The organism is Acinetobacter calcoaceticus ANC 3811 (assembly GCF_000399665.1).
Taxonomy (GTDB): domain Bacteria; phylum Pseudomonadota; class Gammaproteobacteria; order Pseudomonadales; family Moraxellaceae; genus Acinetobacter; species Acinetobacter calcoaceticus_B.
In genome coordinates this window covers 2,607,409-2,631,959 of record NZ_KB976986.1, presented here as the reverse complement: position 1 = coordinate 2,631,959, position 24,551 = coordinate 2,607,409, and the positions used below count along the sequence as shown (strand labels likewise).

The window sequence follows — 24,551 nt, the reverse complement described above, 5'->3', positions numbered from 1 at the left end:
ATTTTCGAGGTCATCGTTATTATAAAATTATCTAAGCGTATTGTATAACTTAGGAAAAATAAATTTTGGATAAAATAGAAAATTTTGCTTGTCGAGTATGTGGGCTTATACAACCTGAAGAACCATGGGGTGAAAATGGGGAAAATCCAAATTTTGACATTTGTGATTGTTGTGGTGTTGAATTTGGATATGAGGATTATACTAAAGCATCTGTAAAAGCGTACCGCAAGAAATGGTTGGAGGCAGGCGCTAATTGGTGGACAGTAAAAGAGAAACCCAAAGATTGGGATATTGAAAAACAATTAAAAAATATCCCTGCAAACTATAAGTGACTTATAACTTTATATTGTTTGAAATCTCAATTAAATTTTGATCTGGATCGCGAATATAAACTGAAAGAATGGGATGCACTGCACCCGTACGTTCAACAGGGCCTTCCTCAATTGTAATATTTAATTGATTAAGGTGCGCAATCACTTCGGAAATGGGAGTTTCTGAAATAAAACATAGGTCAGCAGATCCGGGAGTCGGCTGTAATGCCTTAGGTTCAAACTCGTTACCTTGCTGGTGTAAATTTATTTTTTGATTTCCAAACTGTAGAGCCTTTCTATCACCTTTAAAAGTGATGACCTTCAACCCTAATACGGTTTGATAGAAATTACAGGTAGTTTCAATATTTGAGACGGTTAAAACAAGATGATCAAGATGGCTGATTTTCATGTGTTACTCATTTCATTTGTTTGGGTTAATAGTCAGACAAAGATTCATTTTTTAAATTAAAAGCAGGGCTTTCTTTAGGTGCTTGAGCGACTTGATCATAATCAATTTGCTGGAATGGACCTGTCTTTAAGCCCGAAATCGTGATTGCCATTTCTTTTCGAAAATAAGGAATTTGATACATCCAAGGAAAAACAAGATCTCTTAAACCTCCAGTCCACCAGTGGTCAGATTGATAAAGGGGCGTTAATAGGCGACTAAAAAATTGATAAAACTGGGTGGATGAGCGGCGAAGCAGGTGGTAATGCTGCCAGAGCAGGGGCCAGTCAATATTCTGGTTCTTCTTGGCTTGTTGCAATGACTGGGAAAAAGCCCAAGCATCTAATAATGCCATATTTGCACCTTGCCCCAACTGTGGACTCATTGCATGAGCTGCATCTCCAATCACACCAACTCGACCTTGACCAAATTGAGTCATAACTACATCACGGTAGTTTGCAGATAGCCATTTAGGTTGAGTTTGACTGTTATACAAAATCTCTTTTAGCCATTCTGCAACTTTGGGCCAGCGCTCTGAGACTTGCTTTAACCAAGTTTGTTTAGCTTGCTCCTCTTGCAAGAAGCTTTGTAATTGTGGAGTCGGTAAACTCCAGAATATGCTTGAAAGGCGCTGTTGCGGTTCTGTTGGAATCGCTCCTGTAGGAAGAATTCCCATCATAATCTTCGAGCGATCATAAAATTGATGCAGAATTTCAGAATCGAGGACTTGGCACTCAGGCACGATACTCCATGCAGCACCCCAAGGATAGGCTTGGTCAACCTTTACCCATGCTTTGAGGCGTAATTGGCTGCGAGCACCATTGGCAATAAGGATGGCATCAAACCGAGCATCAAACTTTTGATTTTGATGAGTTCCGAATAGTCGAACTTCATCATTATGTTCTTCAAAGCTCTCAACAGAATGGTTCATACACCAAGTAATTTGGCTCGCATACTCACTAAGTTTTTGTGTGAGTACATGACATAAAGTGGCCCGGTGTATACCTAAACCATAGAGATTTGCGGATGCTTCATGATAGTGGCTGTTGACTAAAAGACGCTTGTTGGGAAGTTGTCCTTCTAAGCCAGTTACTTTTGCACCTAGTGTCAGGGCCTTATCGAGCACACCTAGATGTTCAAATACGGCTAAGCCCGCAGGTTGTAGTAATAAACCTGCACCCACTGGAGATAACTCATCAACTTGTTCAAAAATAGTAACGTTATTACCTTCACGGGCGAGCAAAATCGCAGTGGCTAAACCTGCAGTACCTGCACCAATAATGGCAAAATGAGGTGTTTTCATTGTTTGTTCTTTTCAAGCATTTATGAGTGCTAATTTAGCAATGAACGAATAAGCGATCTATATTTTTTAAAAAATTAAAGTTAGCCATAAAAAAATCCCTTGCGCGGGCAAGGGATTTTAAACTTATTTCAATATACGCCAAAGCGCTAATAAACTGCTTAGCACAATTAAAATAATAGAAACAAACCAAGGACTAATAATCGCGATGGTGAGTAAAATCAGCATGCTACTACCGAACATCCAACTGCGGCGTTGTTGATGTTCCATTTGCAAACGAAGTTGCTGCATTTCGCGTAACTGACGGTCTTGCCAAGCAGACTGATTTTTTAAACCATTTAAACTATCGACAATTAAGCTTGGGAAATCTTGAGCACCTAAAAGCAGGTCAGGTAGTTGCTGTCCTAACTCTTTTATATTTTTGACTGGGTTCATGTTGGCTTTGACCCATTCAGTCAAAATTGGTTTTGCCAATTTCCAGATGTCGAGCTGCGGATAAAGATCGGTCCCTAAGCCTTCGACATGCACTAAAGTCTTTAGCAACAACATGAGTTGCGGTGGAATCTCTAAATGGAAGCGACGGGCAATATCCATCACTTGAATCAAGATGCCAGCAAAATCAAGTTGATCCATTGGTTTAGACACCATTGGCCCAACCGTGCGACGCATTTCACGCGATAGCGCATCTTGGTCTGTACCCGGTGGAATCCAGCCAGCTTGATGCACAATTTGAATGAGTTGCATAAAGTTGCTGTTCATTACAGCAAGCAACATGCGAGCAATGGTCATCTGGTCATGCTTAGATAACTCCCCCATAATTGCACAGTCCAATGCAATAAAGCGTGGATTGCTTGGGTTAATTGTTTCTACAAAGACATTGCCAGGGTGCATGTCGGCATGGAAAAAGTTATCGCGGAATACTTGCGTAAAGAAAATGGTTAATCCTTTTTCTGCAAGTTGTGCGCGGTCCATGCCAAGACGGTCAAAGGTTGCCGTATCTGAAATAGGTACACCTGTAATACGCTCTGCCACCATGACATCTTTGGTGTCCATGTAGACTTCAGGCACATACATCATGGTTGAGCCAGTAAAATAATGGCGCATACGACGGGTGTTATCTGCTTCCATACTCAAGTCCAGCTCATTTAAAATAATCTGGCGGTAGTCTTGAATAATTTCAGAGAGATGTAAGGCGCGAGCAGCTTCAAGGCGGCTTTCTAGTGTGTTGCCTAGCCATGCCAAAATTTCAAAGTCTTGCAAAATCTGGTTGCGAATGTCGGGACGAGTCACCTTAATAACGACTTCACGACCATCATGCAAAGCAGCAGTATGAACTTGTGCAATTGAAGCAGCTGCTAATGGCTGGTCATCAAATCGTGCAAACAAGGTATTTACGTCAGCTTTTAACGATTCTTGAATACGTTGTTTGGCAACATTGATATCAAACGGTTTTACTTGATCTTGAAGTAAGACCAATTGAGCAAGTATTTCAGGTGGAATCAAATCACGTCGAGTTGACAGTAATTGTCCAAGCTTAATTGCGAGCGGCCCCATCTCTTCTAAAGCTTCTTTGAGCTTTAAAGGATTTTTACGTTCGCGACTAGACCATGCAGCTGGGTGCATTTTAATAACACTTAATGCACGTTGAGCTTTAACTGGTAATTCATCCGCAGGGAACAACGTATCGAGTCTATAGTGCGCTGCAATACGCCAAAGTTCGAGTAACCGTGAAACGTGCGGAATCATATACAGTCTTACCTAGTCTTGAGAGGGTTGTAGTTGTGTGTTGAGTTGCTGCAATCTTGCTTCTAGACGGTCAATGTCTTGATTAAGCTTGCGAGTTGCTTGAGTTAAATCATCCATTTCCCAACGAGGGGCAAATAGGCCGCTATCTTCTTTTAATGCGTCTTCTGCAAAAAATAGATGACTTTGAAGAGAGCGTTTTAAATGTTTTGGTGCAAGTTGAATCTTGCCAATTTCGTGGGCGAGTTGAGGACCTACCCATCTTGATAAATGCGCAGCTAAATCTGGTTCAGCTTGCTGCATAATCTTTTGAATATCCTGTAGCAGGTGGTAGTCACCTTGCAATGGAATATTGCCAATCTGATCTGGATCGTTGACCAATAATTTAATCAGTTCGACGACATCTTTAACATGCAAAGTTGCTGTTGCTTCAGAAATTTTGAATTGCGCATCAAAAGGGCGTTGTTCAAAAATAGAAGGCTTTTCACTGTGCCCTGTTGCAGTAGGTTCAAGACGTACTTTTTCTTGGTCAAAGAATACATCGACAGAAAGCTGCGGACTATCAATCACAACACGCAACATTTTGCCCTGTAACTGATTAAGCTGAATGCGAGTAACCGCATCCAGATCGATCAGATGATGAATGATACGTTCGACTGCACCGAGTGCCAGAATCGACCACATATCGTTATCCCTTACAGTTTGAAGCCACGGTGAACCGCAACGATACCAGCAGTAAGGTTGTGATAGTCACAGTTCTGGAAGCCAGCATTTTCCATCATACCTTTTAAGGTACGTTGGTCTGGATGCATACGAATTGATTCAGCCAAATATTTATAACTTTCTGAATCATTGGCAACCAATTTACCCATAATCGGTAAAGCAGTGAATGAATAGAGGTCATAAAGTTTTGAAAATGGTTCAAATACAGGCTTAGAAAATTCAAGAATAAGTAAACGACCACCTGGTTTCAACACACGGAACATAGATGCAAGTGCTGCATCTTTATCTGTCACGTTACGCAAACCAAAACTAATGGTGAGTAGATCAAAGCTGTTGTCTGCAAAAGGTTCTAACGTTTCTGCATTGGCAAGTACGAAGTCAACATTGGTACAGCCTGCATCAATTAGGCGGTCGCGACCAACATTAAGCATAGATTCGTTAATGTCTGAAAGAACGACATGACCTTGAGGACCAACTTCGCGGCTGAATACTTTTGCTAAATCGCCTGTACCACCAGCAATATCCAACACGTGTTGACCACGGCGGACACCTGACATGTTAATTGCAAAGCGTTTCCATAGGCGGTGAATACCAAATGACATTAGGTCATTCATCAAGTCATATTTGCTTGCAACCGAGTGGAATACTTCGGCAACTTTTTGAGCTTTATCTTCAGTTTTAACAGTCGAGAAACCAAAGTGTGTGGTTTCTCCCACGTTGCCAGTATTGCTAGCACCACGTGGTAAATTATATTTTGGTACAGAACCGTTAACCGGTGTATCGGTTAGGGTTTGTTGTAAAGTTTGTTGTTGCCCTTGAGGGGTACCTTGCGGTAAAGGTGAGCTTAGGAATGGGCTAACTTTGTCTGAACTTTGTGCCTGCTCAGTTGGAGATGTTGGCTTTTGGTTTTCGTTAGACATATTGTCTCTCCTAGACTCAAACTCAAGTGAAACGGAATAAGTTCTGCATGATGACAGATTTTGTCTATTTTTACAGGCATCATCATGCAAATATAATGAATAAAATCTCAACTTCGTAAGGTTGATTTTTTCTCTGTGCCGACCTTATCACACTCTAAACGGATTCGGATGCCCTGAATGTACATTTTCAATAATCTGGCGTTCTTTTTCAGTAAAAGTCTTGATAAAGTTCTCGGCTGATTTTAACGGTTTCATCGCGCTAAAACCATCTTGGATAAAATCATACATCAATTCGAAATGATATTTTTGGGCAATACCTTTACACATTTTAAAAGCCGTAAACATCATAAATGAGCGCATATATTTATCGAGTGCTGCGCCTAAATCGTCAAGAAGAGCAAGTTGTTGATAACGAGCTTCTGCCTGATCAAGCTTAGTTAGCGTTAAACGCATAATCTCATCGGTTAACACTGTATTTGCTGGATAATCCTCAAGAAGCTGTATCGCTACTTGTTCATCAAGCTGAGTGGCAAGTACCGCCAAACTTACCGATTTAGTTCCAGTTTTAATTGCATTTTCAGGCAATACTTTTTCGGCTTTATGGGCATATTTCAATAGGCGTTCAATTTGTGCTGCAAGGGCATCAAACTCTGGACCACCATATAAACGATTTAAAAAATACTCTGACATGAGTTTATGTTCAGGCAAGTTAAAAAAGTCGTGATGCGTATCTTTCATCCGTTCTTTTAGCCATGTTTGTACATCTTGCAAACGTTGGGCAAGCACTGGATTGTCGTGATAATTAAATGTTTTATATTGTTGTAAAAGTTCGTCAAAAGCAGCGAGTTTAGACATGTAAGACTCTAATATTGGGCTATTTACAAAAAATCATAAGAGGCATTGTAACCTTGTACTATGGCGAGAAGATGTAAAAAAAATGATTCATGCGTCAATTTTTAGATGGAGTTCGGTCGCAATGACATAATTTGTATAGCAATTCATCATTTAACCGCATAAGTTAAAGATCATCGAAATTAAACAATAAAATATTAGAGCCGTGGACTATGAGTGAACAACAACCAAAATTTGAAATTCGAGATGAAGAACAGCTTTCTGTCGATTTGATTGAAGCACAATATGCTTTAAAAGAAAGTCGTGGAAAACCCAATGCTAAAAGCACACTCATTTTAATGAGTGGTATTGAGCTGGCAGGGAAAGGGGAGGCGGTTAAGCAGCTTCGCGAGTGGTTAGACCCTAGATATTTGCGGGTAAAAGCAGATGCGCCACGTGTGCTGACAGATACAGAAGCATTTTGGCAATCTTATTCGGGCTTTATTCCTACTGAAGGTCAAATTGTGGTGATGTTTGGCAATTGGTATAGCGATTTGCTTGTTACAGCAACGCATGTGTCTGAACCTTTAGATGAGGCGCGATTTGATGCTTACGTTGAAAATATGCGGGCATTTGAGCAAGATTTAAAAAATAACTATGTCGATGTCGTTAAAGTCTGGTTCGATCTTCCATGGAAATCACTACAAAAGCGGTTAGACAAAATTGATCCCTCAGAGCAACACTGGCATAAGCTCCACGGCTTAGACTGGCGTAATAAAAAACAATATGACACTTTGCAAAAGTTACGCCGTCGTTTTACCGACGATTGGTACATTATTGATGGCGAAGATGAAAAGCAGCGTGATCAGTTTTTTGCTCAGTACCTTTTACAACACATGCGTCAGCTTCCAGACCATGAAACCGAAGTCAAAGGAAAATGGCAGCAGGCTAAAATTCCAGAGAGTTTATTAAAACCTGCTGCTGAACCACTTGATAAAGCCGAATATAAAAAAGAGCTCGATAAATTAAGCAAAAAAATTGCTGATGCCATGCGTTTCGATAAACGTAATGTCGTCATTGCTTTTGAGGGAATGGATGCTGCCGGTAAAGGGGGGGCAATTAAGCGAATTGTTAAAAACCTAGACCCGCGTGAATATGATATTCATTGTATTGGTGCTCCTGAGCGCTTTGAAGCACGACATCCTTATTTATGGCGCTTTTGGAACCGCATTAATGAAGCTGAAAAAATCACGATCTTTGATCGGACATGGTATGGACGTGTACTTGTTGAACGTGTTGAAGGCTTTGCTTCACCTTTAGAGTGGCAGCGCGCCTATGACGAAATTAATCGTTTTGAAAGAGATTTATTTGATAGTCAAACGATTGTGGTAAAAATTTGGCTTGCGATTAGCAAAGATGAGCAAGAGCAGCGCTTTAAGGCCAGAGAAGAAACACCGCATAAACGTTTTAAAATTACCGCAGAAGATTGGCGTAATCGTGATAAGTGGGATGATTATTTAAAAGCCGCAGCAGATATGTTTGAGCGAACCAGTACTGACTATGCACCTTGGTATGTTGTTGCAACTGATGATAAATATACGGCACGTCTAGAAGTATTAAGGGCGGTTTTAAAACAGCTGAGAGCAGATTAAGCTCTCAGCCATAAGGCATAGATTAATTTACAATGGTGGTGCGGCTTTTTTGCTGAATACGCTTTGCAAGATTGTAACTGTCAGTAAGATGCGTTTCTGCTATTTTTTTCATCATGAAATAGCCTAAACTAGCTGCTACAATTTGTCCGCCTAGCGGTATAAATTTAGTCACCTGTTTCGTTACGATTTTGCCAAAAAAGCCGTTAAATGTTTTTTTAACGGTAGTGCGTGCCACGACAAAGCCTGAAAATTCAAAACCACGTTTACGTAGTTCATCCCAGTGAATTGTTTTAGTTTTGGGGTCATAAACACTTACGTGTTCAGGGGCTAAACCAAAACGGGAATTGATATCTGGAATCAGGTGCGACAAAATTCCCAAATCTATCACCACGTCAAAAAAAGGAATCGGTACAATTGCCGCTCCTGCTGAGACGTAAGCTCTTTTTTTGATGAGATCATGGCACTCATCGCGAATTTGTTCCAGATTTAGGCTAGGATCAATATAGTCAGGAATCTTGTCAATTTTCATAATGTCTACCTGTATAAATTTCTTGATGGCGTCATTCAAACCAAGTGTAAGTGACACCTGAAGTTAAATTATGCTGTGTTTAAACCAACGTGACATAGTCAGATTCAGTTGTATAGTAATGAATGTTTATGATTTTGTGCATAAATTATGCAAGCAGGAAATGAAATAAATGGGGATTCATGTTATTCAAAGTCAACGTATTGATGTGTTGTTGCAAGGTGTATTAGCGTCTACATCTCAAGCTTCAACGCATCCATTACAGGTTTTGAAAACCCAACATTTTATTGTTCCAAGTCCTGCGGTCGAGCAGTGGCTGATACAAAAACTTGCAGAACAGCAGGGCATGAGTGCCAATTACCAGTTTCACCAACGGGTACGCGGCTTCCAGTGGCATGCCTATCAGCAAGTCTTAACTGCGCATAAAGAGCAGGTCCGTAAAGCGAACATCCCGCGTTTGATTTTTAAATGGCGGGTTCATCAGGCTTTGTATGAATTTATACAACCTGACACGATGAGCATCGATACCTCACATCCTCTACATTCTATTGTTCAGCGCATTTATGACAGTGCAGATCGACTCGAACACGGCATCGATAAACAACTAAAAAAACAAAAAATGCTGTATTGGGTCGCTGAGCAGGTTGCCGATTTATTTAGCAACTATATGATTTATCGTGGACAGTGCCAGCGTGGTTGTGAAAATAGTTGCACTTGTCCTGAAAACTGGTTGGCGACTTGGGGACAAGGCCGAGCACTCGATATTGAAAAATATATTGTAAAAAAAGACGAAGAAGTGACTGCTTTTGCATTGCATCAAACGGAGGAGCTAGAACGTTGGCAGCGTTGGTTGTGGCAGCAACATTTTCATGATGACTTTGTGCAGATGCAGCAAATTGATGCGTTGTTTTGGCAAGAGTTAGATCATCCAGACCGCAGTAAACGAGCTATTTCTAGCTTACCGACTCAAGTAGTGATCTTTACGTTATTGGATTTACCACCAAGCCAATTACAGTTTTTGCGCCGTTTAGGTCAATATATTGATGTGTTGATTTTGCACTATAACCCATCACAAGAATATTGGGCTGATAGTGTCGATCCACTCTGGAAACAGCGTTATGACCTCGGGGTAAAAGAGCGTTTTATTGCAAAAAATCCAAAGGCAACAGACGCTGAAATTAGTGATTTCTTTAATAAATTTACACTCAACTTTAATGCTGAAGCGCGTGAGTCCAGACATCCGCTTTTAACGAGATTGGGTAAGCAAGCCCGCGACCACTTTTCACTATTATCGAATTTGTCTACGGGCGAAGAAGGTAAGTGGGTTGATGCTTTTGTGGATGATTTTCCAGAAAGTTTACTCGGTAAAGTTCAGTCAGATATTTTGCATTTAGTGGAACCCCAAGCTAAACAATATGAGCTTGGCCCAGATGATGACTCTATTCAGATTCATGTTTGTCATTCAACTTTACGTCAGCTTGAAGTATTAAAAGAGCAATTGATTGGTTGGTTGGCTAAACCGCATGAGCAGCCGCGCCGTCCAAATGATATTTTAGTTTTAGTTCCTAATTTGGCCGACATAGAGCCTTTAATTCGAAGTGTATTTCCCGCTACTGCCACTGAGCAGGGCGTACATTTGCCCGTTAAAATTGCAGGTGTTGCATCACTCGATGCACTTAATGCATGGCGCGCCGTGATTGGGCGTATTCAGCTGATGCAGGGGCGTTTTAGCTTTGATGATTTTGCTGACTGGTTAAGTTTGCATGCGACTCAGCAACGTTACGAACTTGAGTATGTTCAGGTCGAGCGAATTTTAAATTTACTTGCCGATGCAGGCTTTAAACGAGGGCTTGATGCAGAGCATCTCAAGCGTAGTTTGTGTGAAGGGGATGATGATTATCGATATAGCTTTAAATTTGCCTTAGAACGATTGGCCCTTGGCATTGCCGTGCCTGTGCATGCGACATTTAATCAGGTGTTGAGTTATGCCAAAGTTCAACCGGGTGATTTTGAGCTGATTGGTACACTCATTCAAATTTATCAAGATTTGAATGAGCGCCGTGATTGGCTGACTCTGCATGAACAGGGGAAAGTCTACACGGTTGAATATTGGCTTCAGGTATTGGGCAAAGATATTGTTGAGTTTGAACAGGTCGGTGTTGCTGCTCTAAAAGCCGTTCGAGAAATTGTTAAGAAACAAGAGCGAATGTTGACGCTCGCAAGCTATTACGCCGAGACAGAAACAGGAACTTTGCGCAAAATTACCTTGCCTCTGCCTTATATTATTGAAGAAATTCAACGAACTTTAGAAAGCCAAAGTGCGCAAGCTGAACCGACAGGGCAGATTACCTTTGCTCAAATTGGACATATTCGGCCGTTACCTTATCGTTTAATGGTCATGCTAAATCTGGATGCAGGGCAATTTCCAAACCGTGATACCCATGTTCCATTTGATTTAATGGATGCACTGCGTCAACAGTTAGGTGACCGCTCTCGACTTGAAGATGATCAAGGTGCTTTTTTAGATGCACTATTATTAGCCCAAGACAATTTATGGCTGTTTTATAACGGGTTTGATGTGAACGATGGTGAGATGCGAGAACCTTCCAGTATTCTTCAAGAGTTCCGTGAACACCTTGCCTTGATTGTGAAAGCTGAAGGTGACGTACCTGAAAATGTTGTCCTTGAAGGGATTGAGATTCCATCACAGTTAACACAACTCTATCACCTACATGATTTACAGCCCTTCGACCCGAAAGGTTTTACTCTAGAAAAAAGTGTTATCCGCTACCAAGATCACTGGTTTAAGGTCGCTTCACAAATTCAGCAAGTCTCAGGAAACCGTCAACCTTGGGCGAATACGACCTATCCGCTACAAGCCCCTGATATGCTGGTTTTAGATAGCCAGCAGTGGATACAGGATGTGACGTTCCCTGCACGATTATATTTGAAAACTTTAGGGGTAGAAAACTTAGGAAGTGTCGGAGTGCTCGACCAAAATGAACCTTTATTATTAGATGGTTTAGGGCGTTATGCGATTCGACATTTTTTACAGCAATCTGAACAGCACGCACAACCAGAAGTATTAATTGATCAGTTGCCTGTAGGCAAAGTCAAATATAGTGCATGGCAACAAGGTGTGTTTGAGCAAGAATGTTTGCTTGAAAGCCTTCATCAATATGCACCAGCAGTGACACCAACGACTCAGCGTATTTGGCGCATTGCTAAGCAGCTTCATATGAATATTACTGTTCCAAAGTCTGAAACTCAGGATTGGGTCAGTATGGAGCCTTCAAGTGCCCGAGCAAAAAGACGTGCGAAAGTCTGGTTGGAACACTTACTTTGGTTAGCTTATTTGAATGAGGGAAGTGCAGGAGCTGAAAAACGTCGTATCGTGGTTTTTAGCGATCAAACAGTGATTTGTAGTGGTGTTAGTTCTGAGCAAGCTCGGCAATATTTACAGCCATGGTTTAAAATCTGGCGTCATGCACAGCAACAACCCTTGGTTCTACCAGCAGCCTTATTATTAAAACCATTAGAAAAAGCCAAAGCATATCAGTGGGAAACAACAAATCAGGCAGAAAAAGCAAAACTGGATGAGAAGAGCTACACTGAGCTGTTAAAATACTGGAATGAAACAGGGTCATTTACCACAATGGATATGACTCAAAATGAAGCTTGCAAGTTGCATCGAGACTGGAGCTTTATTTTACAAGAACAAGATGCGCAAGCTTTGCTTCAACATGCTTGTGATGAGTTTGCGTATGATCTGTATCATCCAGTTTTTCAATTTCAACATTCGGAGTAAGACATGAACTCAAGAGTACAGGTGTCTTATCAACCTATTATTGATATTGAATTTAGTGGCTTACACTTAATTGAAGCTTCGGCAGGTACAGGAAAAACCTATACCTTATCAAGTTTGATGGTCCGTATCTTTCTTGAAAAGTACTTGCCTAGACAAGTCATTGCGACCACGTTTACCCGTGCTGCCGCTGCTGAGTTAAAAAGTCGTATTCGCGCCCGTTTGGTTGAAACGTATCGTTACTTAGAGACCAAGCGCAGTTTTACAGAACACGAATTAATGATGCAGGCCGAGCAAGAGCCTGATTTATTACTCCAACATATTTTAAAAAGCTTCGCGACGCGTATTGCCTATGCGTGTGAACGTTTAAAACTAATCATCGATCAGTTAGACGAGTTATTTGTCGGAACACTCGATAGCTTTAGCCAAAAACTATTACGTGAGTTTGCCTTTGAGAGTGGCAAAATTGAACGTGCTCAAATTACCGATGATGCTAAAACTTATAGCCGACAATTGATTCATGATGTTTTGCGTGAATGGATACAGTCTCAACCTCAGACCGTGATTGATGCGTTGTATCTAGCAGGAGAGTTAAAAAGTGTCGATGGTTTTGTCAAACTGGTCGAAGACTCTCTTAACTTTAGTTCTGCTCATTTTAAACTTCCTGAAAAACCAATCATTCAATTTGAACAACTTGCTCAGCTCAAACAGTTAGCGACAGAAATTGACTTAAGCCTTTTAGAGCCGTACTACCAGCTTGATGGCGAACACTATAAACATGTAAGCGGCACAATATTTCGTAATGGTGCCTTTAATAAGCTATTTAGCGAGTGTTTACCGCAGCTTTTACAAGTTCTAACGCAAAGCGACAGCATTTTAGTTTTTGATGGTTCTTTGACTGCCCAACGTGAGCTTGTTTTTAAGTTTTTAGGTCAACTTGCCGATCAGAAAGTTTTCAAGAAATGTCCTGCTGAAATTTCAGATGGTTTCTATCAACATCCTTGTATTCAACAGATACAGCATTTATTTGGCGTGTTGAAAAACTACGCCGAGCAGTTCGACCAGCTTCATATTTTTTTAAAAGCTTATTTGTGTGTAGAAGTTAAAAAACGTTTGCCTCAGGTTTTACAAAATAAAGGCGAAACTACTTTTTCTCAGCAAATTCGGACACTTTCTGAAGCTTTAAAAGGTGAACAGGGGCAGCGTTTTGCTGTATTTGTTCAGGCGCGTTATCCCTTAATTTTGGTTGATGAATTTCAGGACACTAACCAAGATCAAGACGACATGCTGGCGAGCATTTGGCGCCATCCAGAGCGCTACCAAAAAGGTTGCATGATTATGGTGGGGGACCGTAAACAGGCAATTTATGGTTTTCGTGGTGGGGATATGCTCACCTTTTTAAATGCCTATAAAGATATTCAAACCAAACATGGTCGTGAATATAAGTTAATTCATAACCATCGTTCTGTTGCAGATCTGGTTGAAGTGGTCGATGCCTTATTTCAACGACAAATGGATTTTGGCGAAGAGGTTCAATATGACCCAATTCGAGCAGGAACCCGACCTCATCCTGTACTGATTGAGCAGAACAATCATAATCCTCATCCTTTACGTTGGCTCATGCTCAAAGATAAAGAAACTGAGGCACAGCAAGTTGCTTGGAAGATTCGGGATCTACTCAACCAGTCACATGCTGGACAACTATATTTTCAAAAAGATGCTCAGACTCAAACTCTAAACGAAGATGATATTGCGGTATTGTCTCGTAATCATGATGGCCTCGATAAAGTTCAATTTGAGCTAGAGCGTTTAGGAATTCGAGTTAACAGACCATCAAAACGAAGTGTTTTCGATTGCACGATTGCCCAAGACGTTGGTGCTTTGCTGACTGCCATACTTCATCCTTACGATGAGGCAAAAGTGAAGCGAGCTTTAATTAGTCGTTTATTTGCCATGGATTTAAAACAACTCTTGCAGCTTGAGCAGACAGCCGAAGGGTTAAGCCAGTTTATGACCGGTTTTGACACTATTAGAGAGTTGTGGTCCGCTCAAGGCTTTTTAGTGGCATGGCAGCAATGCCTCATCCAGTTTGATATATGGCAAAATTTGGTCGCTGCCCAAAGTAAAGATAATGAACGGGTTGTGGTGAACTTGCGTCATTTGACTGAAATTTTGAGTCAGCACAGTGAGAAATACTCAGGCGCGCAAAACCTCTATCACTGGTATCTTAAACAGTTGGGTTCTCCTCTTGATCGTGATTGGGAGTTAGAACGTAAATTGTCGAGTGAGGCTGGCGTTCAGCTCATGACAATTCACCAGTCAAAAGGACTGGAATTTAAGATTGTTTTCTTATTAGGTGCAGACAAGCCCTTTCGAGAAAATAACAAAACTCTGAATTTTTCGACCCAAGATGTAGTCCAGCCAGACTCAAGTCAGACCTTGACTCAACGTGTAGTTGCGATTGCTGATAAGACTTATTTGAATGAAGTTGAACTTAAGCAGCACGAAGAACGAGCGCTTGCTGAACAGAATCGCCTTTGGTATGTCGCTTTAACGCGAGCAAGCCACCGCGTCTATGCACTTTTACAAGATATAGACGGTAAATCAGTATCAGGCCTCGCGTTTTGGAAAAATAGGGCTGAGCCTTTTCAACACCGTTGCTGTACGGATGAAATGGTTTTGGAGCAGATTCCACAGGCAATTCATTTAGCCAAACAATCAACTATTATTGAAATACAAGCACAACGGTTTCCTGAACAACGTTTTTATTCGAGAGGTAAAACCAGTTTCAGTTACTTGGCACAGCATTTAAAACATAAAGCTGGCACAGATTTATTGGCGAGTCAGAGCAATGATGCTGTATTAGCAGAAGATGAGCTGGATTTAATTAACACTGCTGAAGCAATCAGTGCTCAGCCGATTGACTGGATAAAGAGTAACTTCCCTCGAGGAACGCTTGCTGGTAATTTCTTGCATGAAATATTTGAGCATATTGATTTTCAATGTTCAGATGACTGGATCATAGAAATACGTCGCCGTTTTAAAAATGACTATAGTAGTCTTTGGCAAGATTTACTTAATAAATATATAGAGAGCTTCCCAGAGGAAGAAGATGCCGAGAATCTGCTTTACCAGTCCGTTGCAGAGTGGCTAAAAGATGTCTTGCGAACGCCGCTTTATCAAGGTTTCCGACTAAATCAGCTCCAACAAGAACAGCATTTGTCAGAGTTTCCTTTTTATTTGGCATTGTCAGATCGGGTTTTAGCCATGAAACGTATTCAGCAACTCTTTGCTGAGTATGGTTTGAATATGCCTGAATTACTTGAAGCTCGCTCGGCACGCTATCTTAATGGATCTATCGATTTGGTTTATTTTGATGGGCAGCGTTACCACATTGCCGATTATAAAAGTAATTATTTAGGAGATGATCTTGCAGATTATCGTAGCGATAGCATTGCTCAAAGTATGTCTTTGGCAAGTTACTGGCTACAGGCAGGTTTATATCTCGTTGCATTACATCGCTATTTGCAAGTCAAAATGCAGGATTATCAGATTGAGCAACACTTAGGTGGGGCAACTTATCTTTATTTACGTGGCATGAATGGTGAAGCTGAGCAGGGCTATTATTACTGGCAGCCTAGCATTGAGTTTATTCTGCGTCTTGATGCCATTTTAGGGTATTTTGCTGAGGATAAAATTGCATGAAAAATGCTGATAAAGTATGTAATTTTAATATTAACAAATATTTGGCATGTGGATAAACCTGTCTACAACCATGTGGACAAGCGTGTGGAAAACTAGGTGGATAAGTGTGTGGACAATATAAATAGCTCTGAACAAGCCGATTTAAGCTGGTTAACAACGTGGAGTAACTTCTTAAATCAGGCTCCATTTACTGAGCAATCGCAAGGGCCAGAAGCCACTTCTTACTTGCAGCAGCTTATTGAAGCGAGCTTACAAGGCGATAGCTGTATTGATGTCAGTTCTGAGCAAATTGCAGCACTTGGTCAGCTTGCTATATCTGCCGATCAAGCAACCTCAAATGTTGCCCCATGCATCTACGATGAGCAGGGGTTGGCATTATACCGATATTGGCACCTAGAGCAACGCCTTGCAGAACAAATTTGTCGATTAAAGCAACAATTAATTCAACCTGTATCTTGTGATGACTACTTAGACCTACTCACAGACCCGCATCAACAGGCAGCTTTACAAATGGTTGCTCGGCAGAGCTTGAGTATTATTACGGGTGGGCCAGGTACGGGTAAGACCTATACGCTTGCACGTATTATTGCAGTGCTTAGCCAAGCAATTCCGAATATTCGTGTGGCGATGGCTGCTCCAACAGGTAAAGCCGCACAGCGCATGCAAGAGGCCTTACAGAACTCGTTTAATGACCCTAAATTGCTTGAGTCTGGATTAGTGAGTGAAGAACTAAGGAATCAGGGAACACAAACGATTCACCGACTATTAGGGATGGGACATAGCCAAACACCACGGTTTAATCAAAAACAACCGCTTCCTTATGACGTGATTGTTGTGGATGAGGCTTCCATGCTGGATTTAAATCTGGCTACTCTTCTATTTGAGGCGGTGCCAGAATCTTGTCGAATTATTTTATTAGGAGATGCAAATCAGCTCGCTTCCGTTGATGTAGGTGCAGTACTTGCTGACTTGCAACAAATACAGGCACTCGCCGACAACAGAGTACAATTACAAACTAGTCGCCGTTTTGCTGAAGGGGCGTTGATTGGGCAGGTGGCACGTTTTATTCAAATGCAAACCAGTCAGATCAATCATGAGCAGGTTTTGCAACAGTTTGAAATCGACATTGTTCAGGTTTCAGAGTTACGTTCAATTCCTTTAGAAGTTGATATGCCAGATGTGGTTCAGCTTGAGTATTTGCCAGAAGGGAATCACGCAGAAGTTGAAATTTATTATCAGAAGCTCATGCTCGGTTTCCAAGGATATGTAAAAAGCTTAAAAAATTATTTAAAAGAAGAACGCTCGATTGAACAGGTCCAAAACGTAGTAAAAGCATTTGATGACTACCGTATTTTAACGGCTGTTCGTCATGGTCCATTTGGGTTGCAACAGTTAAATCAATATGCGCAGCGTTGGATACAGCAACAACTTTCAATAGTGACAGCAGGGGGATGGTATATTGGCCGTCCGGTCATGATGACTTATAACGACTATCAGCTTGGTATTTCAAATGGAGATATTGGTTTGTGTTTTGAACATAGAACTCAGCCTCAGCAGTTTGAAGTATATTTCCCAAGTTTGAATAAATGGGTCGCTGCAAATCGATTACCTAAAAGTATTCAAAGTGCATTCGCTTTAACGATTCATAAATCGCAAGGGTCTGAATTTACACACACTGCTGTCGTTCTAGATCAGGCTGCAAAGAATTTATTAAGCCAAGAGCTTATTTACACTGCGATTACACGTGCTAAAAAAGTAGTGAGTCTTTTGGTTCATCCTGAAGCTTTACTACAGTCCTTTACAGTTCGTACGACACGAAAAAGTGGTTTAGTTCAGAAAGTTAATCGGTTAGTTCGTTAAGCCAAACTTAATATTTTCACCCTTGTAAGAAAAAGCTTACATAGATTCGAGATATTTGCTGCTAGAGTACACCCCACGTTTTTGAGATTATAAACGCACAACGAGCTTGGCAAGGAATGTCGGGCAAAATCGCACAATAATAATAGCTTAAGTCGAGAGACTGCGAACTTACAATGATGTAAGTGTATAAAGAGGAAACTTACAGCCGCTAAGCCTTGTAGTTTTGGGAGAGACTACAGGGCTTTTTTATATTCTCAATTTTATTTACTTCTAAACAATGATTAGAAAAGTTCGGATTTAAGCCAATATTGAGTGTAATTTCTTTTAAAAATTTATATCAGTAATATCAATATATTTATCTGTAATATGATTTTTAAACAGCCATTTTTCCTGTGAATTGTTAAGTTAAATGTTATACAGAACTGTACGATAATGGGGCAAAAACCGTTATCTATTAAATATTAGACAGACCTGTACGTTTTTGCTTACATGATGATAAGAAAAATACTACTTTTCTTCATAATTGGATGTGTCACAATACATCACATAAGGAAATAGAAACAAAGACACTGGAAGTGAGTTAAAACAACAAGAAGGATGTGACTAGCATCTCACTAACGATAATAAAAACAGAAATAACACGATAAACAAAAACTACAGCGCAAAAAACCCAAGCAGAAATGCTTGGGTTTTTTATTTGTTTACACTAAGTTCGTTTCATGAGAGTCGCTACCAAACAAAGATCGGCGTTGATCTCTAGGAATACGTGGACATTGAGTTGAAATCTGATAAAGCACGTTGGCTAAAGCTGGAAGGTGAGTTCCTACTACAGATTTGCCCGTTGTTAATAGAGAAACACTAATATCTCTTTCAGGATCGGCCCAACATAAAATATTGGAGAACCCTAAGTGGCCAAAAGCTTGCCCCGTCATTGGGCCAAACAAACCAACTGGATTACTGCCTAACATTGGACCTAATGCATAGCGCATTGGAATTAATAAAGTACGATCAATATTAACGCCTGTAGTCGGTAGTGTTGCTCTGAAAATTGTTTTCTCACTGAAGATTTGCTGACCGCCATAGCTTCCTCCACTTAAAAGCATTTCAAAGAAACGTCCAGCTTGTTCTGCACTGGTATAAATGTTGCCGGCTGGGCAAATTGTGTCCATAAAACGGTTATCGTTAGTGACATCAACTGCAAGTTGCAACCCTCCACCTAATACATGGTTGAGGTAGTGATCGGTGCCAAGGCGAGGGTGTAGACCCGTTGCACAGTTTAAGGCAACCTCTGAGCGGTATTCTGGTTTTAAGCCATAATTGAAATAAGGCATTCCCATCGGTTTTTCGATAGTTTGATGTACAAATTCACGTAAATCTTGACCAGTCACCCGTTCAATGACTTCTCCTAAAATATAACCCGCCGTCACAGCATGATAGGCAAGATGGTTACCAGCAGGAGACACAGGTTTTGCAGCATATAAACGTTTTAAAATTTCGTCCTTATCAAATAGAAGTTCGGGCGTGACATCGCCATCAATATAGGGAATGCCTCCACGATGTGCTAATAAATGAAAGATCGTCGCACGACGCTTACCGTTAACACCATATTCGGGAATATAGTAGCTCACAGGATCAAGCAAATTGATTTCGCCTTTTTCATCTAATAGATGAATCAGCATGGCGGTGATCATCTTCGATGCTGAAAACAGACAAACGGGCGTATCAGGAGTCGCAATCAGAGCATTCTCTTGTAGTCCCGCTGGAGAATTTCCTTGAGCATATCCAATGCTTCTGTTGAGCAAAATTTTACCTTGTCTACGTAAGCAGAAGGTAATGAGTGGATAATTTCCAGTTTTATATAGTGCTTCTATACTTTTCCAGATTTTGTGAATCTGGCGTTCAGTCATTCCACCCTGTTCAGCAGAAATTTCATCTTGACGACGAATAACTTGCTCAATATTGTCCGGTACTGGACAAGTGTTGGTTGAAAAAATTTTCACACGTCCCTCGCGCTTCTTTCTTTTTATTCAAAGGTAGTGTGCAGGGTTAATATGCTCGTGTCAGTGTCTAAAATGACAAGTTACTGAAAACAATTTTGCAATCCACCCATAGATACCTTAAAATAGATAACTTGCTGTAGTGATGCACGGCAGTCAGTTGCCTCAACTGATTCATATCGTTAACTTTTTTTAAGCATCTCGGAGAAATCGAATGGCTTTAACTAATGCAGACCGCGCAGAGATCATTGCTAAATTTGCTCGCGCTGAAAATGACACTGGTTCACCAGAAGTACAAGTAGCTTTATTGACTGCTCAAATCAATGATTTACAAGGTCACTTTAAAGCTCACAAACACGACCATCATAGCCGTCGTGGTTTGATTCGTATGGTTAACCAACGTCGTAAATTGCTTGACTATTTAAATGGTAAAGACCACGGTCGTTACACTGCTTTGATCGGTGCTTTAGGTTTACGTCGTTAATTCGATTTTCACTTTGTTTTCGCTATTTCGCATGTCGCAATGCTTTATCGCTGAAAAGAGAGTTTCACTTAATTTTAGGTTAAGTGATGTTTAGAAGGGGCGCTTGTGCGCTCCTTCTTTGCGTTTAATATTATTTAAAATTTTTGGCCTAGTGTGATGGCTTCTAAGCTTTGTCATTTATCTACCAATAGTTGTAGTCTGAATGCCAAACCTTAGGGGTCTCACTAGAATAAAATTAGGAAAATACAATACATGTCAATGTTTAATATCGTTCGTAAAGAATTCCAATATGGTCAACACACTGTTGTTTTAGAAACAGGTCGTGTTGCACGTCAAGCAAATACCGTTTTAGTTACAATGGGCGGCGTAACTGTTTTAGTTGCAGTTGTTGCTCAACCAAAAGCAAAAGCGGGTCAAGACTTCTTCCCGTTAACAGTGAACTACCAAGAAAAACAATATGCTGCGGGTCGTATCCCTGGTGGTTACGGTAAACGTGAAGGTCGTCAATCTGAAGCTGAAACTTTAATTTCACGTCTTATTGACCGTCCAATTCGTCCATTGTTCCCAGAAGGTTTCTATAACGAAATCCAAGTGACAGCGACTGTTGTTTCTTCTGACAAGACTATGGATGCTGACATTGCTGCAATGATCGGTGCGTCAGCTGCAATGTCAATTGCAGATGTTCCATTCCGTGGTCCAATTGCAGGTGCACGTGTTGGTTTAATCAACGGCGAATACATTCTTAACCCAACCCACGAACAATTGAAAGAAAGTGATCTTGATCTTGTGGTTGCGGGTACTGAATCTGCGGTACTGATGGTTGAATCTGAAGCGAAAGAACTTTCAGAAGACCAAATGTTAGGTGCTGTACTTTTCGGTCATGACGAAATGCAAATTGCTGTTCAAGCAATTAAAGAATTTGCTGCTGCTGCTGGTGCAGTTGAATCAACTTGGGTTGCTCCAAGCAAAAACGAAGCTCTTCTTGAGCAATTAAAAGCAGCTTTCGAAGCTAAAATTTCTGAAGCATATACGATTGCGGTTAAACAAGATCGTTATGCAGCACTTGATGCACTTTATGTAGAAGCTGTAGCTCAGTTCGTTCCTGAAAATGACGAAACTGGTATTGCTGATGAAGTAAACGAATTATTTGAAGACCTTAAATACCGTACAGTTCGTGACAATATTTTGTCAGGTAAACCACGTATTGATGGTCGTGATACCAAAACTGTTCGTGGTATCGACGTTCAAGTGGGTGTGTTGGGTCGTGCGCATGGTTCTGCATTGTTCACACGCGGTGAAACTCAAGCGTTGGTAACAACGACTTTGGGTAATACTCGTGATGCATTAATGGTTGATACTTTGTCTGGTACGAAAACAGATAACTTCATGCTTCATTACAACTTCCCTGCATACTCTGTAGGTGAAACTGGTCGTGAATCTGGTCCTAAACGTCGTGAAATTGGTCATGGTCGTTTAGCACGTCGTGGTGTTCAAGCTGTTCTTCCTGCTGCTGACCGCTTCCCGTACGTAATCCGTATCGTATCTGACATTACTGAATCTAACGGTTCATCTTCAATGGCTTCTGTATGTGGTGCTTCATTATCACTTATGGATGCGGGTGTTCCACTTAAAGCACCAGTTGCTGGTATCGCAATGGGCTTAGTGAAAGAAGGTGAGCGTTTTGCAGTACTTTCTGACATCTTAGGTGATGAAGATCACTTAGGCGACATGGACTTTAAAGTAGCAGGTTCTGAAAACGGTATTACTGCACTTCAAATGGACATTAAGATTGAAGGTATTACTGAAGAAATTATGGAAGCTGCATTAAACCAAGCATTTGCTGGTCGTATGCACATCCTTAATGAAATGAACAAAGTGATTTCACGCGCTCGTCCTGAAATCAGTGCTCATGCACCGACATTTGAAGTGATTAACATCAATCCAGACAAGATCCGTGATGTTATTGGTAAAGGTGGTGCAACGATTCGTGCCATTACAGAAGAGACCAAAGCTGCGATTGATATCGAAGACAATGGTACAGTTCGCGTATTTGGTGAAACTAAAGCTGCTGCTCGTGCTGCAATTGCAAAAATTCAAGCACTTACTGCTGAAGTTGAACCAGGTAAGATCTATGACGGTAAAGTAATCCGTATTGTAGAATTCGGTGCATTTGTAAATATCATGCCCGGTACTGATGGTCTTCTTCACATTTCGCAAATTTCAAATGAACGTATTGCGAACGTAACTGATGTTCTTAAAGAAGGTCAGGAAGTTAAAGTACAAGTTGCTGATGTTGATAATCGTGGTCGTATTAAATTGACTATGAAAGACATTGAACAAGCATAATTGTTCTAGTGACATGAAAAAGTCCGCTTGATGCGGACTTTTTTTATGGCATGATGCAAGTAATACAAAAACAGATCGTTGTGGTATGCAGGTTTATTACTTTTATCGCCATCAAAGCGACGGCTATGTCTTTTTAAGCCGTGAACAGCATAGTGAACATGTTCTGGAGTTTTTCTGGATTGATAGTGTCAGAACGGATGTGGTTAACCATAACGAAGAATGGCAACACGAGATTCAAAAGCTTTCAGGCGTTGTTATTAATGAATTTCATATGCGGGATATTGCCAATATAGAACATCCCTGCGCATTCGATACGCTTGAAGAGTATGACCTATTAATTTTTAAGAAGCTGGTCACACCTGACGATGAAATTAAACATGCAGAATCACAAGATAGTGTTTTTGGTTTAGCAACGACACCTATTAGTTTTATTTTGACGCCTGATGTGCTGATTAGTGTGCGCGAGCAGGGGAATAAGTCGATTGAAAACTATATTCAACGTCTCGAAAATATTTTATGCAAAACTTTAGAAGAACAAAACAAAACCCGTAAATTACCGAATTCACCCGTCGATTTATCGTTACGTCTGTTAAATAGTATGGTTGATGGTTATCTTGATATCCGTTCACCATTGACGAGAAGAGTCGAGCATTGGCAGCAACAATTGTTACAGGGTAATCGCCGTTTTAAACAATGGCACCAACTATTCCATGAAAATATGGCCTTTCAACAGGTCGAAAATTTATGTGAAGAACAAATCGAAACCCTTCAAGAATTTCGGGATGAAATTGTAGAGAATTACCACCATGTCGTTGGCGGTCACATCCGTAATTCTCAAGATATTTTACTGGTTCGTTTAAATGATTTAATGAGTCATGTTGAACGTATTCAGAAACATACTTTGCGGTTACGCAGCGCAATTCAGTCAGCCATTGATTTACATTTTTCTGCTATTGCGAACCAAACCAATGAAAACATGCGAATTCTCGCAATTATTACCGCAGTCTTTGCACCGCTTACCCTTTTAACCGGCATTTATGGAATGAATTTTGAGTTTATTCCTGGTCTTAAATCACCCGTTGGGTTCTGGATTATGCTGGGTGCCATGCTGATTAGTACGATTTTTCTGTTGTACTATTTTTATCGACAGCACTTGGTTGGACGTGGAGAAAAAAGTGTCATTGATTTGTTGGCCCAGCAGCATCGTCAAGATCGGATGAATTTGTTTTGGTTTTTGGAATATGAGCCGATTAAACAGACTGTGAAGGAATTGGAGAAGATTACTCGATTGAAATAATTTTTTATTTTTATTGAATCTTTTCCCAAATTTGCTCGAGCTAAGCGTCATCCACAACCTGAGCGAGAAAAAGCAAACCTCGTTTGCTTCGAGCGCAAGACAAACGAAGTGCGTAGCTTGCGTTCAAATATAAATTTGACCTTAGTACGCACTTCAATATCTCTGGTTTTGGCCTTGCGTAGCTTCGCTACTCATGCCAAAACAAAAGTAACGTAATTAGCTGATGGAATAGACAATGAGTGCCAGTAGGACTCCGTCGTGGCTATCTAATTTAATGAAAATGCTTCAACTGTTTTCTAAGTTGTTGTACTTCATCAATCAAATCTAGCATCACCGCAACTGCTGCCAAACTTGCGTCAAAGTCTCTTTGCAGACGATAAGCTTTACGAGCACGGGCAACATCTTCACCCATAAATTGGTGTGCTTCAGGTGTATTGTCGACTGATAAAATGTCATATTCAATTAACTGAATGATCCAGTCAGGGCTTTGACCACAAGCTTGAGCAAATTGTTGTAGATCAAATGTGGATTGTTCATCAACGACCTCTGCACTAAAGGTATGGCCGTCATATACAATTTCTCGATAATGAATGGTTGTCATAATCT

General features: G+C 40.7%; 17 protein-coding genes. 8 read left to right on the top strand and 9 right to left on the bottom strand.

The features are described 5' to 3' along the window. Positions 1–65 precede the first annotated feature (65 nt). Complete coding sequence (locus tag F935_RS13580) at positions 66–332, top strand: hypothetical protein (protein ID WP_016139426.1); 267 nt, start codon at positions 66–68, stop codon at positions 330–332. 1 nt (position 333) lies between these two features. Here F935_RS13580 and F935_RS13575 read toward each other — a convergent pair whose 3' ends face one another. The 6 genes from F935_RS13575 to F935_RS13550 form a co-directional block, all read right to left on the bottom strand. Continuing rightward, complete coding sequence (locus tag F935_RS13575) at positions 334–720, bottom strand: VOC family protein (RefSeq protein WP_016139425.1); 387 nt, start codon at positions 718–720, stop codon at positions 334–336. A 25-nt stretch (positions 721–745) separates the two neighbouring features. Further along, positions 746–2,059, bottom strand: a complete 1,314-nt coding sequence (locus F935_RS13570) for an FAD-dependent oxidoreductase (protein WP_016139424.1) — start codon at positions 2,057–2,059, stop codon at positions 746–748. A gap of 123 nt (positions 2,060–2,182) precedes the next feature. Further along, complete coding sequence (locus tag F935_RS13565) at positions 2,183–3,802, bottom strand: ABC1 kinase family protein (protein WP_016139423.1); 1,620 nt, start codon at positions 3,800–3,802, stop codon at positions 2,183–2,185. A gap of 12 nt (positions 3,803–3,814) precedes the next feature. Then, on the bottom strand, positions 3,815–4,483 hold the full coding sequence (locus F935_RS13560; RefSeq protein WP_016139422.1) for a ubiquinone biosynthesis accessory factor UbiJ: 669 nt from the start codon (positions 4,481–4,483) through the stop codon (positions 3,815–3,817). Positions 4,484–4,494: 11 nt separating this feature from the next. Next, positions 4,495–5,442 carry a bifunctional demethylmenaquinone methyltransferase/2-methoxy-6-polyprenyl-1,4-benzoquinol methylase UbiE gene (gene ubiE, locus F935_RS13555; RefSeq protein ID WP_016139421.1) on the bottom strand — a complete coding sequence of 316 codons (948 nt, stop codon included), beginning with the start codon at positions 5,440–5,442 and terminating at the stop codon, positions 4,495–4,497. Positions 5,443–5,589: 147 nt separating this feature from the next. Then, positions 5,590–6,297: a DUF8198 family protein gene (locus F935_RS13550; RefSeq protein ID WP_016139420.1), complete on the bottom strand. Its 708-nt coding sequence runs from the start codon at positions 6,295–6,297 to the stop codon at positions 5,590–5,592. A 209-nt stretch (positions 6,298–6,506) separates the two neighbouring features. Here F935_RS13550 and F935_RS13545 point away from each other — a divergent pair, with 209 nt between their 5' ends. Beyond that, the gene (locus F935_RS13545; protein WP_016139419.1) at positions 6,507–7,925 is read left to right on the top strand and encodes a polyphosphate:AMP phosphotransferase; all 1,419 of its coding nucleotides are present in this window, start codon (positions 6,507–6,509) and stop codon (positions 7,923–7,925) included. A gap of 22 nt (positions 7,926–7,947) precedes the next feature. On the opposite strand, the gene F935_RS13540 is transcribed toward F935_RS13545, so the two are convergent. Beyond that, a complete protein-coding gene (locus F935_RS13540; protein ID WP_016139418.1) occupies positions 7,948–8,454 on the bottom strand; it encodes a hypothetical protein in 507 nt (168 codons plus the stop codon). Positions 8,455–8,623: 169 nt separating this feature from the next. Here F935_RS13540 and F935_RS13535 point away from each other — a divergent pair, with 169 nt between their 5' ends. The 3 genes from F935_RS13535 (at position 8,624) to recD (ending at position 17,821) form a co-directional block, all read left to right on the top strand. After that, the gene (locus F935_RS13535) at positions 8,624–12,259 is read left to right on the top strand and encodes an exodeoxyribonuclease V subunit gamma (RefSeq protein WP_016139417.1); all 3,636 of its coding nucleotides are present in this window, start codon (positions 8,624–8,626) and stop codon (positions 12,257–12,259) included. Positions 12,260–12,262: 3 nt separating this feature from the next. Further along, positions 12,263–15,961 carry a UvrD-helicase domain-containing protein gene (locus F935_RS13530; RefSeq protein ID WP_016139416.1) on the top strand — a complete coding sequence of 1,233 codons (3,699 nt, stop codon included), beginning with the start codon at positions 12,263–12,265 and terminating at the stop codon, positions 15,959–15,961. 108 nt (positions 15,962–16,069) lie between these two features. Next, on the top strand, positions 16,070–17,821 hold the full coding sequence (recD, locus tag F935_RS13525) for an exodeoxyribonuclease V subunit alpha (protein WP_035366282.1): 1,752 nt from the start codon (positions 16,070–16,072) through the stop codon (positions 17,819–17,821). A 701-nt stretch (positions 17,822–18,522) separates the two neighbouring features. On the opposite strand, the gene F935_RS13520 is transcribed toward recD, so the two are convergent. Further along, the gene (locus F935_RS13520) at positions 18,523–19,821 is read right to left on the bottom strand and encodes a serine hydrolase domain-containing protein (protein WP_016139414.1); all 1,299 of its coding nucleotides are present in this window, start codon (positions 19,819–19,821) and stop codon (positions 18,523–18,525) included. A 211-nt stretch (positions 19,822–20,032) separates the two neighbouring features. Here F935_RS13520 and rpsO point away from each other — a divergent pair, with 211 nt between their 5' ends. The 3 genes from rpsO (at position 20,033) to F935_RS13505 (ending at position 23,945) form a co-directional block, all read left to right on the top strand. Beyond that, positions 20,033–20,302, top strand: coding sequence for a 30S ribosomal protein S15 (gene rpsO / locus F935_RS13515; protein ID WP_002114951.1), 270 nt, complete (start codon positions 20,033–20,035; stop codon positions 20,300–20,302). Between the two features lie 258 nt (positions 20,303–20,560). Then, positions 20,561–22,648 (top strand): polyribonucleotide nucleotidyltransferase, encoded by a 2,088-nt coding sequence (pnp, locus tag F935_RS13510; protein WP_171068142.1) that lies wholly within the window; start codon positions 20,561–20,563, stop codon positions 22,646–22,648. Positions 22,649–22,733: 85 nt separating this feature from the next. Beyond that, positions 22,734–23,945, top strand: coding sequence for a magnesium transporter CorA family protein (locus tag F935_RS13505; protein ID WP_016139412.1), 1,212 nt, complete (start codon positions 22,734–22,736; stop codon positions 23,943–23,945). A 271-nt stretch (positions 23,946–24,216) separates the two neighbouring features. Here F935_RS13505 and F935_RS13500 read toward each other — a convergent pair whose 3' ends face one another. Then, positions 24,217–24,546: a chaperone modulator CbpM gene (locus F935_RS13500; RefSeq protein ID WP_016139411.1), complete on the bottom strand. Its 330-nt coding sequence runs from the start codon at positions 24,544–24,546 to the stop codon at positions 24,217–24,219. Positions 24,547–24,551: the final 5 nt, after the last annotated feature.

What these genes read in the sequence shown, in the direction of transcription:
- F935_RS13575 (WP_016139425.1), bottom strand. Translation starts at nt 720, where the DNA reads ATGAAAATCAGCCATCTTGATCATCTTGTTTTAACCGTCTCAAATATT.
- F935_RS13570 (WP_016139424.1), bottom strand. Translation starts at nt 2,059, where the DNA reads ATGAAAACACCTCATTTTGCCATTATTGGTGCAGGTACTGCAGGTTTA.
- F935_RS13565 (WP_016139423.1), bottom strand. Translation starts at nt 3,802, where the DNA reads ATGATTCCGCACGTTTCACGGTTACTCGAACTTTGGCGTATTGCAGCG.
- F935_RS13560 (WP_016139422.1), bottom strand. Translation starts at nt 4,483, where the DNA reads ATGTGGTCGATTCTGGCACTCGGTGCAGTCGAACGTATCATTCATCAT.
- ubiE (WP_016139421.1), bottom strand. Translation starts at nt 5,442, where the DNA reads ATGTCTAACGAAAACCAAAAGCCAACATCTCCAACTGAGCAGGCACAA.
- F935_RS13550 (WP_016139420.1), bottom strand. Translation starts at nt 6,297, where the DNA reads ATGTCTAAACTCGCTGCTTTTGACGAACTTTTACAACAATATAAAACA.
- F935_RS13545 (WP_016139419.1), top strand. Translation starts at nt 6,507, where the DNA reads ATGAGTGAACAACAACCAAAATTTGAAATTCGAGATGAAGAACAGCTT.
- F935_RS13540 (WP_016139418.1), bottom strand. Translation starts at nt 8,454, where the DNA reads ATGAAAATTGACAAGATTCCTGACTATATTGATCCTAGCCTAAATCTG.
- F935_RS13535 (WP_016139417.1), top strand. Translation starts at nt 8,624, where the DNA reads ATGGGGATTCATGTTATTCAAAGTCAACGTATTGATGTGTTGTTGCAA.
- F935_RS13530 (WP_016139416.1), top strand. Translation starts at nt 12,263, where the DNA reads ATGAACTCAAGAGTACAGGTGTCTTATCAACCTATTATTGATATTGAA.
- rpsO (WP_002114951.1), top strand. Translation starts at nt 20,033, where the DNA reads ATGGCTTTAACTAATGCAGACCGCGCAGAGATCATTGCTAAATTTGCT.
- pnp (WP_171068142.1), top strand. Translation starts at nt 20,561, where the DNA reads ATGTTTAATATCGTTCGTAAAGAATTCCAATATGGTCAACACACTGTT.
- F935_RS13505 (WP_016139412.1), top strand. Translation starts at nt 22,734, where the DNA reads ATGCAGGTTTATTACTTTTATCGCCATCAAAGCGACGGCTATGTCTTT.
- F935_RS13500 (WP_016139411.1), bottom strand. Translation starts at nt 24,546, where the DNA reads ATGACAACCATTCATTATCGAGAAATTGTATATGACGGCCATACCTTT.